A 13,081-nucleotide genomic window follows, 5' to 3' on the forward strand; every position below is an offset into this window, starting at 1 on the left:
GACTGGTTAGGCTCCTTTGCGTGAGCAGGCTCCATGTCGTCAGCGGCAAGGGTGGCACCGGCAAGACCACGGTCGCCGCTGCCCTGGCCCTCGCCCTGGCCACCGAGGGACGCCGTACCCTCCTGGTCGAGGTCGAGGGCCGGCAGGGCATTGCCCAGCTGTTCGAGACCGAGGCGCTTCCGTACGAGGAGCGCAAGATCGCGGTAGGTCCCGCGTCAGAGGGCGCGTCACGCTGGGGACCCTCCCGGACGGAGTCCGGCGGAGATCCCCTGCGGGGCGGCGGCGATGCCCTGCGGGGTGGTGGCAGACGGGCGGGCGAGGTCCACGCCCTGGCCATCGACGCCGAACGCGCCCTGCTGGACTACCTCCAGATGTTCTACAAGCTCGGCAGCGCCGGCCGGGCGCTGAAGAAACTCGGCGCGATCGACTTCGCCACGACCATCGCGCCGGGCCTGCGGGACGTCCTGCTCACCGGCAAGGCGTGCGAGGCGGTCCGCCGCAAGGACAAGAACGGCAGGTTCGTCTACGACGCCGTCGTGATGGACGCCCCACCGACCGGCCGCATCACCCGCTTCCTGAACGTCAACGACGAGGTCGCCGGCCTCGCGAAGATCGGCCCGATCCACAATCAGGCACAGGCCGTGATGCGCGTCCTCAAGTCGCCCGAGACCGCGGTGCATCTGGTGACGCTCCTGGAGGAGATGCCGGTGCAGGAAACGGCCGACGGGGTCGCGGAGCTGCGAGCGGCCGGCATCCCCGTCGGCGGCATCGTCATCAACATGACCCGTCCGGCGCTGCTGGACAACGGTGATCTCGATGTCATCGCCGCCCGCGGGGCCCGTTCGGGCGTCGCCAAGGCGCTGTCCCAGGCGGGTCTGGGCGGCGCCCGCCGCGGCGGGCTGGCCGACCGGCTGATCGACCCCCTGCTGGAGCAGGCGCGCGAGCACGCCGAGCGGGTCGAGCTGGAGCGCGCCGAGCACGCCGAGCTGACCGCGATCGGCCTGCCCACCTACGAGCTGGAGCTGCTCCCCGAAGGAGTGGATCTCGCCGGTCTCTACCAACTGGCGAGAGACCTGCGGAAACAGGGGCCCATATGACCTCGGACGACATGACGCTGGACGCCTCGGCCCCGCGGCTCGAGGTCGATGCGCTGATCGACGACCCGCGCACCCGCATCGTGGTGTGCTGCGGCTCGGGCGGCGTCGGCAAGACCACCACCGCCGCGGCCCTCGGCGTACGCGCCGCGGAGCGCGGCCGCAAGGTCGTGGTGCTGACGATCGACCCCGCCCGGCGGCTGGCGCAGTCGATGGGCATCTCCGAGCTCGACAACGTCCCGCGCCGGGTCAAGGACGTCGACGAGGCCGCGGGCGGCGAACTGCACGCGATGATGCTGGACATGAAGCGCACCTTCGACGAGATCGTCGAGGGCCATGCGGACGCCGACCGGGCCCGCGCCATCCTGGAGAACCCGTTCTACCAGTCCCTGTCGGCCGGCTTCGCGGGCACGCAGGAGTACATGGCCATGGAGAAGCTCGGCCAGCTCCGGGCGAGCGACGAGTGGGACCTGATCGTCGTCGACACGCCTCCCAGCCGGTCCGCGCTGGACTTCCTGGACGCGCCCAAGCGCCTCGGCTCGTTCCTGGACGGCAAGTTCATCCGGGTGCTGATGGCGCCGGCGAAGGTCGGCGGCCGGGCCGGGATGAAGTTCCTGAATGTCGGCATGTCGATGATGACCGGCACCCTCAGCAAGCTCATGGGCGGTCAACTGCTCCGCGACGTGCAGACGTTCGTGGCGGCGATGGACACCATGTTCGGCGGCTTCCGGACCCGCGCGGACGCCACGTACCGCCTGCTCCAGGCGCCCGGCACGGCGTTTCTGGTGGTGGCCGCGCCGGAGCGGGACGCGCTGCGCGAGGCGGCGTACTTCGTCGAGCGGCTGGCCGCCGAGCAGATGCCACTGGCCGGCCTCGTGCTGAACCGGGTGCACGGCAGCGGTGCCGCGCAACTGAGCGCCGAGCGCGCCCTGGCCGCCGCGGAGGCCCTGACCGACGGGCTGTCGGAGGACGGGGCGGCGGACGGCGAGGCCGGTACGGGCCGCGCCGAAAATAATCTTGAAGCAACCGGCATTGTGGATCTCGACGGCGGGAATGCTGGAGCAGGTACCGTCGGCGGCCACTCCCCCGCTGCCGCAGCGGAGCACACAGCACCCACGTCAGCCCCGGCGGCGCAACTCGCCGCCGGGCTGCTACGACTACACGCGGAACGCATGCAGGTCCTCGCGCGCGAACGGCGCACGCGGGACCGCTTCACCGCTCTGCATCCCGAGGTCCCGGTGACGGAGGTCGGCGCGCTGCCCGGCGACGTCCATGACCTCACGGGCCTGCGCGCGATCGGCGACCGCCTGGCGCTCAACGGCACATCCCCTGACGACACCGGCACCGAAACCGACACCGACGGCACCCTCACCGGTACCGCCGACAACGGCGACTCCGGCAGCTGAGCCGACGCCCCTCCTGCGACCGCCGACCCGCCCTCGGGCGTGTGCCGGCCGGGTCGGAGGCGTCCGGACGCGTCGGAGGCGCACGGCAACGCGTCGCGCCTGCGCCCCCCGCGGACGTCACTCACCGACGGCTCGCGGGCACGTAACTCCGGTGACCTGGCCGGCCTTTCGGCCGTGCCCGGCCGAAAGGCCCGCTCAGCCGACCGCTGCGTACTCGTCGAAGACCCCGTCCTCGCAGTCCACCGGCAGGATGCCCGTGCTGCGCTCGTATTCCGTACGCGCTGTCTCCAGCAGGCGGCGCCATGACGTCACGGTCGGGCGGCGGCGCAGCAGCGCCCTCCGCTCCCGCTCGGTCATCCCGCCCCACACGCCGAACTCCACCCGGTTGTCCAGGGCATCGGCCAGGCATTCCGTGCGTACCGGACATCCGGTGCACACCGCCTTGGCGCGGTTCTGCGCTGCCCCTTGAACGAACAGTTCATCCGGATCGGTAGTGCGGCAGGCTGCCTGTGCACTCCAGTCGGTTACCCAGCTCATGCTGGCGCCGTCCTCTCCCGAATCGAGGCTCCCCCACGGCGGCAAGCGGCATATTCACCGTTGCCAGTTGAGGACGTTACGGAAGGCAGACAGGGCGCAACACCCCCTTCGGGCCCAATCTTGAATGGCCCGAACGGACTATGCGTATGCGGCAGATCACCCAACGGAGTGACCGCACGACATACGTCTTTTAACTCACAAGGCAGGACAGGTGGCCGGGCTGACGCGGGGTTTCTGTCGCCGCACGCGGACACGTGGGGGTGCGGTCCGTGAGGGAGAGGGGTTGACTAACTCGGGCGTAACCGTTCGGCTGTGGCAGCAGGGAACAGGCTAAACGAACAGGTGCGCCCCTGTCCGGCGAATGAGAACGTAGGCTGCCCTCATGCCTAAGAAGCGCGATGGCGGAGGTCTGTCCAAGACGCAGCAGGCCGCCAAGTTCCTCGGTGTCAGCGTCCTGGCCGGAGCGGTGCTCGCCGGCCTCGCGCTGCCGGCGGCCGGGGCGCTCGGTCTGGCCGCGAAGGGGTCGGTCGAGGGCTTCGACGAGATCCCGGCGAACCTCAAGACGCCACCGCTCAGCCAGCGGACCACCATTCAGGACGCCGACGGCGGCGAGATCGCCAAGGTCTACTCCCGCGACCGCACGGTCGTCGGGCTCAAGGACATGTCGCCGTACATCCGGCAGGCGATCGTGGCGATCGAGGACGCGCGCTTCTACGAGCACGGCGCGATCGACCTGAAGGGCATCCTCCGGGCGGCCAACAAGAACGCCCAGTCCGGCGGCGTCTCCCAGGGCGCCTCGACGCTGACCCAGCAGTACGTGAAGAACGTCTTCGTCGAGGAGGCGGGCGACAACCCCACCAAGGTCGCGCAGGCCACCCAGCAGACGATCGGTCGCAAGGTCAAGGAACTCAAGTACGCGATCCAGATCGAGAAGGAGCTCGGCAAGCGCAAGATCTTGCAGAACTACCTCAACATCACGTTCTTCGGGCAGCAGGCGTACGGCATCGAGGCGGCCGCGCAGCGGTACTTCAGCAAGCACGCCAAGGACCTGACCCTGGAGGAGTCGGCGCTGCTGGCCGGGATCGTGCAGTCGCCCAGCCGCTACGACCCGCTCAACAACCCGCAGGAGGCCACCCGCCGGCGCAACACCGTGCTGCAGCGGATGGCCGATCTGAAGGACATCACCCGGGCGCAGGCGGACGCGGCGGCCCAGAAGCCGATCAAGCTGGCGGTCAGCCGCCCCAAGAACGGCTGCATCACCGCCACCCACGGCGCCGGCTTCTTCTGCGACTACATCCGCAAGGTCTTTCTCGGTGACAAGACTTTCGGAAAGACCCGCAAGGAGCGGGCGAAGCGCTGGGACCAGGGCGGCATGACCATCCGCACCACCCTCGACCCGCAGACGCAGAAGTCGATCCAGGCGTCGATAGGCGACCACGTCTATGAGGACGACCCGGTCGCCACCGCCGCCACCATCGTCGAACCGGGTACCGGCAAGATCCTCGGCATGGGCCAGTCGCGCCCGTACGGCTTCGGCGAGAACCAGACCGTGATCAACCTCTCGGTGGACCACTCCATGGGCGGCGGCGCGGGCTACCTGCCCGGGTCGACCTTCAAGCCGGTGATCGCGGCGGCCGCCCTGGAGCAGGGCACCAGTCCCGAGCAGCAGTACCCGTCGCCGTACCGGATGCCGTATCCGAGCCCGGTGCAGACCTGCAACGGCGAGTGGCACGGCACGCCGGCCGACACCACCGAGAACGAGAACAAGGAAGAGGTCGGCCCGTACGGCATGAAGGAGGCGACCGCGAAGTCGGTCAACACCTACTTCGTGCAGCTGATCAGCGACATGGGCATCTGCCCGGCGGTCAAGATGGCCCAGAAGATGGGCATCGAGCGGGCGGACGGCAAGCCGTTGCAGCAAGTTCCGTCGATGACGCTCGGTACGCAGGAGATGTCCCCGCTGACCATGGCCGCCGGTTACGCCACGTTCGCCAGCGGCGGCCAGTACTGCAGCCCGGTGGCCATCGAGTCGATCACCGACGCGCGGGGCCGGGCGATGAAGGTCCCGCAGACCAGCTGCCGTACCGCGATGTCCAAGAAGACGGCGGACACCATCAACACCCTCCTCAAGGGTGTGGTCGAGGACGGCACGGGCAAGGAGGCCGGCCTCAAGGGGCGCGACAGCGCCGGCAAGACGGGCACCACCGACAGCCGCTACGCCGCCTGGTTCGTCGGATACACGCCGAACGCGGCGGGCGCGGTCTGGGTCGGCGACCCGCAGCACCGGCGCAAGATGTACAACATCACCATCGGCGGCGTACCGCACGACAAGGTCTACGGTGCCGACACCCCCGGCCCCATCTGGCGTGACGCGATGACCGGCGCCCTGGTCGGCCGGCCCGCGCCGGCGCTGCCCACCGTCCCGATCGACGACCCCGTCAAGGACCGGAACAAGGGCGACGACGGCGGCAAGGGCGGCGGCAAGCACAAGCCCGGGCGCGGCCACGGCGGCGACAACAAGCCGGGCGGCGGCGGATGGGACATTCCGGGCTGGCCCGACATTCTGGGTGGCGGCAACGGCGGCTGGTAGCGGGCCGGTTGGCCCTGCCCGCCGACCGGACCGGCCTGCCGGAGCCGGTACCGAGCGCCGGCGGGCGCTCGTACGACGAGAACGCGGTGCGGGGCGCCCCCGTCAAAGGGGGGCGCCCCGCACCGCTCTTGCTCAGGTCTCCGGCGGCCGGCCGCTCAGCCGGCCAGCAGCTTCTTCACCACGGCGGCCACCCGGCCGCCCTCGGCACGCCCCGCCACCTGCGGGTTGACGATCTTCATGACGGCGCCCATCGCCCTCGGCCCCTCGGCGCCGGCGCCCTTGGCCTCCGCCACCGCCGCCGCGACCAGCTGCTCCAGCTCGTCGTCGGACAGCTGCTTGGGCAGGTAGTCCGCGAGCACCTCGCCCTCGGCACGCTCACGCTCGGCCTGGGCGGCACGGCCGCCCTGGTCGAACGCCTCGGCGGCCTCCCGGCGCTTCTTCGCCTCCCGCGTGATGATCTTCTCGACCTCGCCGTCGGACAGCTCACGCGCCTCCTTGCCCGCGACCTCTTCCTTCTGGATCGCGGTCAGCGTGAGGCGGAGGGTGGAGGAGCGCAGCTCATCGCGCGCCTTGATCGCGAGGGTGAGGTCGTCCTGCAGCTTGGTCTTGAGCGTGGTCATGCCGTGAAGTATGCCCCGCCCCACCGACAACCGGCGCGTCTTTTCCTTCCGCACGCCCCCCGCGCCCCGGGAATCGGCCGCTCCGCCGCCCGGCGGCCCCGCCCTGCCGCTGCACCCACCCGCGTCACTCTGCAACGATGGGAAGCATGCGCGCGCGATACGGAGTACCCCTGACCCTGACCGCAGTCGGCGCGGCCGGCCTGGCCTACGCCGCCGGCTTCGAAGTCCGCTCCTTCCGGCTGCGACGTGTCACCGTTCCCGTACTGCCCCGGGGCATGCGTCCGTTGCGCGTCCTGCAGGTCTCCGACATCCACATGGTCAGCGGCCAGCGCAAGAAGCAGCGCTGGCTGCAGTCGCTCGCCGGGCTGCGCCCCGACTTCGTCATCAACACGGGGGACAACCTCTCCGACCCCGAGGGCGTCCCCGAGACCCTCGACGCGCTCGGTCCGCTGATGGAGTTCCCCGGCGCGTACGTCTTCGGCTCGAACGACTACTACGGCCCCAAGCTGCGCAACCCCGCCCGCTATCTGTTCGAGCGGATGCAGGGCCGGCACGGCCTCAACGGCAACGCCCCGGTGGTGGGCGCCGTCCACAACCCGTGGGAAGAGCTGCGGGACGCCTTCGACGCGGCCGGCTGGGTCGGGCTGTCCAATTGCCGTGGCCGCCTCAAGCTGGAGGGCATCGAGATCGCCCTGACCGGCCTGGACGACCCGCACATCAAGCGGGACCGGTACGCGGAGGTGGCCGGCGGCCCGGAAGCCGGCGCCGACCTCTCGCTCGCCGTCGTCCACGCGCCCTACCTGCGCTCCCTGGACGCCTTCGCCGCCGACGGGTACCCGCTGATCCTGGCCGGGCACACCCATGGCGGCCAGCTCTGCATCCCCTTCTACGGGGCGCTCGTCACCAACTGCGATCTCGACCCCGACCGAGTGAAGGGCCTCTCCACCCACACGGCCGCCGGCCGGACCTCCTTCCTCCATGTCTCCGCCGGCTGCGGCACCAACCGGTACACCCCGGTCCGCTTCGCCTGTCCCCCGGAGGCGACCCTGCTGACCCTCACGGCGCGTCCCTGACAACTCGCCCCGGTCCGCCCCGGCAACGGGCCCCCGTTTCATGGTCACCTTGTCCGACCCGGGGGTCCCACGGCCCCTTCCTCCCCCCTAACGTGGAGGAATGTCCGATCCCACCCGGACCTCGCAGTCCACGCGCCATGCCGCCGGCCCGGCCGGAGCCGCCGCCCGCACTCCGGCCACCGCTGTCGCCCCCACCCCGCGCCGCCCCCTGGCGGCCGCGTTCCGCCTCCTCCTCTCGGCGGCCGCTCTCACCGGCCTCGTCCTGGCGGCCCTCAGCACACCCTCGCCGGGACACCTCGCCGCCTCGTTCACCGCGCAGACGGCCCTCGCCCTGGCCCTGGTCTCGGCCGGCTCCGCGCATCGCGCCTGGACCGGCCGCCACCCCGTGAGCCCCCGGGTCACCGGCGCGCTCCTCTCGTACGTCGTCCTCGCGGCGCTCGTCCACCACGTCCTGCCCCCTCTCCTCCCGGCCGCCCCTCCCACCGCCTTCACCCTCCCCGCCGCCGCCCCCACCACCGCGGGTACGGGAGCCGTCGCCCGTGCCCTCCTCCTCGCGGTCACCCCGCTCGCCGCGCTCGCCGACTGGCTTCTGCTCACCGCGCCACGCGGCTTCCGCCTCCGCCACGTCTGGCAGTGGCCGGCCTACCCGCTCCTCCACCTCTGCTTCGCCCTGGCGCTCCCCGTCGCCACCGGCGCCCCGTCCCCCCGCCTGGCCACCGCTCTCGCCGCCGCCCTCACCGCATGCCTGCTCCCCTTGATCACCCTCGCGATCGACCAGGTCAGGCCCTCCCCCCGGCTCCACAACAACCGGATTTCACCTACGGGGATCAGTCCGCTAAAGTAGAGCTCGTTGCTTCGGGGTGTAGCGCAGCTTGGCAGCGCGCTTCGTTCGGGACGAAGAGGTCGTGGGTTCAAATCCCGCCACCCCGACTGAAGGAACACCAGGTCAGGGGCCTGATCCGCATCGCGGGTCGGGCCCCTGACGCGTTCCTGGAGATCGCCGGGGAGATTTCCGGGAGAAGATCTCGGCCGAGGTCTCCCGTCACGCGATCACCGGGAAGATGTGACGCACGCCTCACGCTGCTGTTCGCATCCGCTCGTTCGCAGAGCCAGCCGCCAACTCGCCGCCGAGGATTGCTCGTGGGCAGCGTGCTCAGCTCGGCCAGGGGCGGGCGCCGCGGGACTTTCGTACGCGGGGAGCGTTGCCGTCCGGCGTGCCGACCACCCGTTCCGAGTCACGGCGGGGCCGTCCCGTTCGGCGTCCCTGGTAGGGCGCTCCGAACGGGACGGCCGGTCAGGGCTCGACGGCCCTGGTGGGGGCGTTACGGCTGGTGGATGAGCTTGCCGACGGCGTTGGCCTCCATCAGCTGGTCGCCGGTCAGGAACTTCCAGGGCAGGTTGACGAATCCGTGGTCGCCCCAGTCGGGGCCCCAGGAGTTCTCGACCCGCACGCCCTTGCTGTTGTAGCCGACGATGGTGACGCCGTGACCGCCCGCGTACTTCTCGCCGGAGGCCGGGTAGTACGTGTAGGAGGCGGCCTTCCGGGCGTTGAGGTAGAAGAAGCTGTTGTACACGCGCATCGAGATGACGACCGGCTCGCCCTTGGCCAGCGCGGCCTTCACCTCGGCCTTGATCCGGCTGCCGGTGTGCAGGGGGGTGTAACCGGACAGCTTCCAGTGCGCGGCATTGGCTCTCTCGCGCGCGGTCGGCTGGGTGGTGTAGTCGAAGTCCCCCTGCCAGTAGTGGGGCTTGGAGTCGATGCCCTGCTCCATGGCTATCTTGAAGTGCTGCTGCGGCGAGCTGCCCTTGTCGTTCCCCTGGGAGATCTGCGCGTAGGTGTACATGGGCGCCCGAGGGTCGGCGGCGATCTTCTGCTCCCTCTCCAGGATGGTGTAGGCCGTGTAGTCGATGGCCCACGCGGCGCAGGAGCCGACCTGGCCCTGCTGGCCGGGCCTGGGGGCGTACTTGGTGAGATCGACACCGGCGGGAGGGGTTGCGCCGACCTTCCCCTGCGAGGTGCCGGCGTCCGCCGGACGCGGGGCGGCGGCGACCAGCCTCGACTCGACGGAGTGGCGCAGCACGGACTGCCGCCACTGCGACCGGGACGGCAGGATGCCGAGGCCGTGCGGCAGTTTGCCGTGACCGGCCTGCGGTGCCCGGCCGGGGGCCGGGCCGCGATCGGGTACGGCGGTGCTCGCCGAGGAGACCCCGACGGTGACGGCTCCCAGCACGCCCGCCGTGGCGAGCGCGATGACGGTGCGCGACGTGCCGCTGATGGTCTTCCACTTGTGGGAAGCACGACTCATGGAGGTCCTCCTGGGACTGGCGGAGCCCTGACCCGGGCGCCGCGAGGCAGCACTTCCCGGTCCCTGGGCGAGGCGGCCGGGACGGGGTGTCCCGGCGTGCGTGAATGGCGGGGAGCCCGGCGTACGCGATCCGGCCGTTCGCGAGGCGAACGGTTCGCGCCTGGAGCCGGGAAAGGAGAGAGAAATCCGCGGCGCCGCTCAAGGAATTGAGGGCTGCCACACCTCTCGGGAACTGGACGCTTTCGAAGGCATGTCCAATGAGCAGCAGAAATTAGCCGAGCAACGCGTCGCGAAGCAAGTTCCAAGTGACGGCAATCACGCACGCGTTGTCGCGGGAGGGGTCATGAGGGACCCCGCACGGCGTGCGACAGCGCAGGTCACAGCGGGTGTCGCGGCAGGCTCCGGCGGGCGCGACGGAGCGCGGTGGACCACGTCGGCGCCCCACGCCAGCGGGGCAGCGGCGGCGATGTGCACCTGATGTACCGGAATGGCGGGAGTCGTCGAGGGGCTCGGAGAGTTCTGGAAAAAACTTCTGGTTTTCTGTTATCCGGCCCGTCCCGCCAGGGTCTCCCAGGTATCGAAGGCATGCAGACGCGAGGGCGACAGAGAGCGAGGACGGACATGACGCCGGAACGTGAAGCCGCGGTCACCGCGGCCGCGCAGGCAGGTGACCAGCAAGCGCAGGACGAGCTGGTGGCCGGCTATCTGCCGCTGGTCTACAACATCGTCGGGCGCGCGCTCCACGGTCACGCGGACGTCGACGACGTGGTGCAGGAGACCATGCTTCGCGTCCTGGACGGGCTGCCCGACGTGCGCAAACCGCATCGGTTCCGCTCGTGGCTGGTGTCGGTGACGATGAACGAGATACGCCGGCACTGGCGCGGTAAACAGACGTCGGTCGCCGATGCCGGGGTGGACGAGGTGGCCGAACTGGCCGATCCCGGTGCGGACTTCGTCGACCTGACCATCATTCGGCTGGGGCTTTCCGGTCAGCGCCAGGAGGTCGCCGAGGCAACCCGTTGGCTGGACGAGGGCGATCGGGCCCTGTTGTCCCTGTGGTGGCTGGAGACCGCGGGCGAGTTGACCCGCTCCGAGGTGGCCGCCGCCTTGAAGCTGCCCGCGCGGTTCGTCGCGGTACGGGTGCAGCGGATGAAGGCGCAGCTGGAAACCGCGCGGTCCGTGGTGCGCGCGCTGTCGGCGACGTCCCGTTGTCCACGGCTGGAGCCCGTCGTGGCCCGGTGGGACGGCGTTCCCTCCGCGCTGTGGCGCAAGCGCATTTCCCGGCACGTCCGTGACTGCCGGGCCTGCTCGGGGCGGCGCAGCGGCCTGATACCGGCACAGAGCCTCCTCGTCGGCATCGCCCTGGTACCGCCGGGTGCCGCGGTCGCCTGGTCGGCGGCCCAGGCAGGGCAGGAGACGACGGCGTGCGGAGCGGCGGTCCAGCTGACCGGTGTACGCGGCGGGAAGTCCGCGACCGTGCGCCCGCCGGGAGGGCGGCACGCAGTGCACCGGCCGACCGGTCGAGGCGGCAGCCGGTCCGGCGGCCACCGTCGTCCACGGGTCCGGCCCCGAGGCACGCACCTACTCGCCGGGAGCGCCGCGGTGACGGCCGCGGCAACCGTGATATCCGTGTCCTTCGGCTCGACGGACGGTGCCCGGAAGACCGACTCCAAGCCCGGTGCCGTCGCCGCGGTCCAGGTGGAGGCGGCGCCGGTGACCAGCACACCGCCCCTTGCCCCGTCCCCCTCGGCCACCCGTCGGCCGGTGGCCTCGCCCAGCCGGAAACCGACCGTCGCGCCACGCGCCGCCGCACCGTCCCCGACCCACCCGACGTCCACGCCCTCCAGCACCCCGCGCCCGCAGGCGCCCGCCGACGCGGTCCAGCAGGTGCTGGCCCTGATCAACCGGGCACGGGCCGCGCACGGCCTGCCCGCCTACACCCTCACCACCGGCCTCACCCGCAGCGCGACGGCGCACAACACGGCGATGGACAACGGTTGCGGCATGTCCCACCAGTGCCCGGGCGAAGCCCCGCTGGGAGACCGCGAGACAGCTGCCGGCGTCAAGTGGGGTGCCGCGGGAGAAAACATCGGGCAGGCAACGGCAGGGCCGGACGCCCAGCAGATCGCGCAGGCCGCCGTCAGCCTCACCCAGGACATGCTGAACGAGAAGCCGCCCAACGACGGCCACCGCCGGAACATCCTCAGCAGCACGTTCACCCACGTCGGCATCGCCGTCCACCGGAATCCCAACGGCACCGTCTGGCTCACCCACGACTTCTCCGACTGAGCGCCCCACGTCGGCGAGTTCACCCAGCAGGTCGCCGGGAACATCGGTCAGAGGCACCTACCGGTTCGGGTGGGTGCCTCTCCCGTGAGCACGCGGACAACACCGGGTCGGGACGGGGAAAGCGACCTCCGCCATTCCGCAGGCTCATTGAACGGGCGACAGTACAAGGGAAAAGGAAATGCGCTGCGCGACGACGCCAGTGGGCTGTTGCCGCGCGGAAATCGGAGTCATAGCATCGAAAGCAGAAGGTAGCCAAGCGTCTGCCGGCTCAATGGAGCCGAGGCTTGTTCCCACCTGTACGACATCGAGCCGCAAGGCCCCTTTTCCGTCCGGTTCCCACTTGGTGACGTTCCCCGGCACCGCACCGGAAAGGGGCAAGGCAATGGCGGACAAGGTCGCATATGAAGCAGACGGAGCACCGGATACGCAGCCGAGAGAACCCATGGCGACCACCCCCGTGCAGGAGACGCTGATGCCGTCGGCAGCCGGTTTCCTGACGCTCATGCACGCTCATGGCCTCATCACTCAGCCATTCACCATTCCCGGCGTGACACGCAATCACGCGGTCATGGTGTCGCTGACCGAGATCCACCCGGACGGCCAGCCCTTCGTCGGCGATGCCGTGATGAAGGTCTGCAACGTCGCTGCGCACGACGGTGGAGTGGACGTCCGCGCGGAGATCAGCTGGGACAGCGACCTGCCCGTGCGGGTCAGCTTCCTGATCTCCTGAGTGTCCCTGGGTGACCCGCTCGCGTCCCGCCGTTCCGACTGAGCAGTGGCAGGCAGGACCCGGTTTCCGGAAAAGGGGACCGGGTCCGGCGCGTTTCTGCGGGATGACTCGGCGGCGAGAGGGTGATGTGCGCCACACGGCGCGGTGGCTCGCGCACGGCGCCGCGCCGTATCGGCGCCGGTCCCTCCCCTCGTGGGGACCGGTGCCGAACGGCGCGGGCGCGGCGGTTCGCGCCGTGTCGGCGCGGGTTCGGAGCGGCCGGAGCCGTGGGCGGGGCCGACTTCTCAGGTCCGTGGGCGCCCGTACGCGGAGAACGTGACCGGCTCGCGATTCCGGCGCGAAGTGGCCGGGAACACGCGTCTGGGGTCTTCGTTTCCGAGCGCCGGGCCGATGGCCCGGCCGGGCAGGGCCCGGTGGGTGCGCCGCTGCGTAGGAT

The 13,081-nt window shown here is 70.7% G+C and carries 10 protein-coding genes and 1 tRNA gene; 8 read left to right on the forward strand and 3 right to left on the reverse strand.

The annotated features are described in order from the left end of the window. The first annotated feature begins 20 nt into the window (after positions 1 to 20). Together SL103_RS33795 and SL103_RS33800 are read left to right on the forward strand one after the other, a co-directional pair. Positions 21 to 1,097 (forward strand): ArsA-related P-loop ATPase, encoded by a 1,077-nt coding sequence (locus SL103_RS33795; protein WP_069572774.1) that lies wholly within the window; start codon positions 21 to 23, stop codon positions 1,095 to 1,097. Then, a complete protein-coding gene (locus SL103_RS33800; protein WP_069572775.1) occupies positions 1,094 to 2,500 on the forward strand; it encodes an ArsA family ATPase in 1,407 nt (468 codons plus the stop codon). Before SL103_RS33795 ends, SL103_RS33800 begins: the two co-directional genes overlap by 4 nt. A gap of 195 nt (positions 2,501 to 2,695) precedes the next feature. On the opposite strand, the gene SL103_RS33805 is transcribed toward SL103_RS33800, so the two are convergent. Next, positions 2,696 to 3,037 (reverse strand): WhiB family transcriptional regulator, encoded by a 342-nt coding sequence (locus SL103_RS33805; RefSeq protein ID WP_033270614.1) that lies wholly within the window; start codon positions 3,035 to 3,037, stop codon positions 2,696 to 2,698. Between the two features lie 382 nt (positions 3,038 to 3,419). On the opposite strand from SL103_RS33805, the gene SL103_RS33810 reads away from it, so the two are divergent. Then, complete coding sequence (locus tag SL103_RS33810) at positions 3,420 to 5,627, forward strand: transglycosylase domain-containing protein (RefSeq protein ID WP_069572776.1); 2,208 nt, start codon at positions 3,420 to 3,422, stop codon at positions 5,625 to 5,627. 155 nt (positions 5,628 to 5,782) lie between these two features. On the opposite strand, the gene SL103_RS33815 is transcribed toward SL103_RS33810, so the two are convergent. After that, complete coding sequence (locus SL103_RS33815; protein ID WP_069574361.1) at positions 5,783 to 6,247, reverse strand: GatB/YqeY domain-containing protein; 465 nt, start codon at positions 6,245 to 6,247, stop codon at positions 5,783 to 5,785. A gap of 146 nt (positions 6,248 to 6,393) precedes the next feature. Here SL103_RS33815 and SL103_RS33820 point away from each other — a divergent pair, with 146 nt between their 5' ends. The 3 genes from SL103_RS33820 to SL103_RS33830 all read left to right on the forward strand — a co-directional run bounded on the left by SL103_RS33820 (position 6,394) and on the right by SL103_RS33830 (position 8,250). Beyond that, positions 6,394 to 7,320 (forward strand): metallophosphoesterase, encoded by a 927-nt coding sequence (locus tag SL103_RS33820; RefSeq protein ID WP_069572778.1) that lies wholly within the window; start codon positions 6,394 to 6,396, stop codon positions 7,318 to 7,320. Between the two features lie 100 nt (positions 7,321 to 7,420). Further along, positions 7,421 to 8,164, forward strand: a complete 744-nt coding sequence (locus SL103_RS33825; protein ID WP_069572780.1) for a hypothetical protein — start codon at positions 7,421 to 7,423, stop codon at positions 8,162 to 8,164. Between the two features lie 12 nt (positions 8,165 to 8,176). Further along, a tRNA-Pro gene (locus SL103_RS33830) sits at positions 8,177 to 8,250 on the forward strand. Positions 8,251 to 8,642: 392 nt separating this feature from the next. Here the strand turns inward: SL103_RS33830 and SL103_RS33835 are convergent. Continuing rightward, complete coding sequence (locus tag SL103_RS33835; protein ID WP_069572782.1) at positions 8,643 to 9,626, reverse strand: C1 family peptidase; 984 nt, start codon at positions 9,624 to 9,626, stop codon at positions 8,643 to 8,645. Positions 9,627 to 10,247: 621 nt separating this feature from the next. Between SL103_RS33835 and SL103_RS33840 the strand changes: the two genes are divergently transcribed. Together SL103_RS33840 and SL103_RS33845 are read left to right on the forward strand one after the other, a co-directional pair. After that, positions 10,248 to 11,915, forward strand: a complete 1,668-nt coding sequence (locus tag SL103_RS33840) for a sigma-70 family RNA polymerase sigma factor (protein WP_069572783.1) — start codon at positions 10,248 to 10,250, stop codon at positions 11,913 to 11,915. Between the two features lie 382 nt (positions 11,916 to 12,297). Beyond that, complete coding sequence (locus SL103_RS33845; protein ID WP_164492930.1) at positions 12,298 to 12,645, forward strand: hypothetical protein; 348 nt, start codon at positions 12,298 to 12,300, stop codon at positions 12,643 to 12,645. The last annotated feature ends 436 nt before the right edge of the window (positions 12,646 to 13,081 follow it).

This window comes from Streptomyces lydicus, from assembly GCF_001729485.1.
In the GTDB taxonomy this organism is placed as follows: Bacteria; Actinomycetota; Actinomycetes; order Streptomycetales; family Streptomycetaceae; genus Streptomyces; species Streptomyces lydicus_D.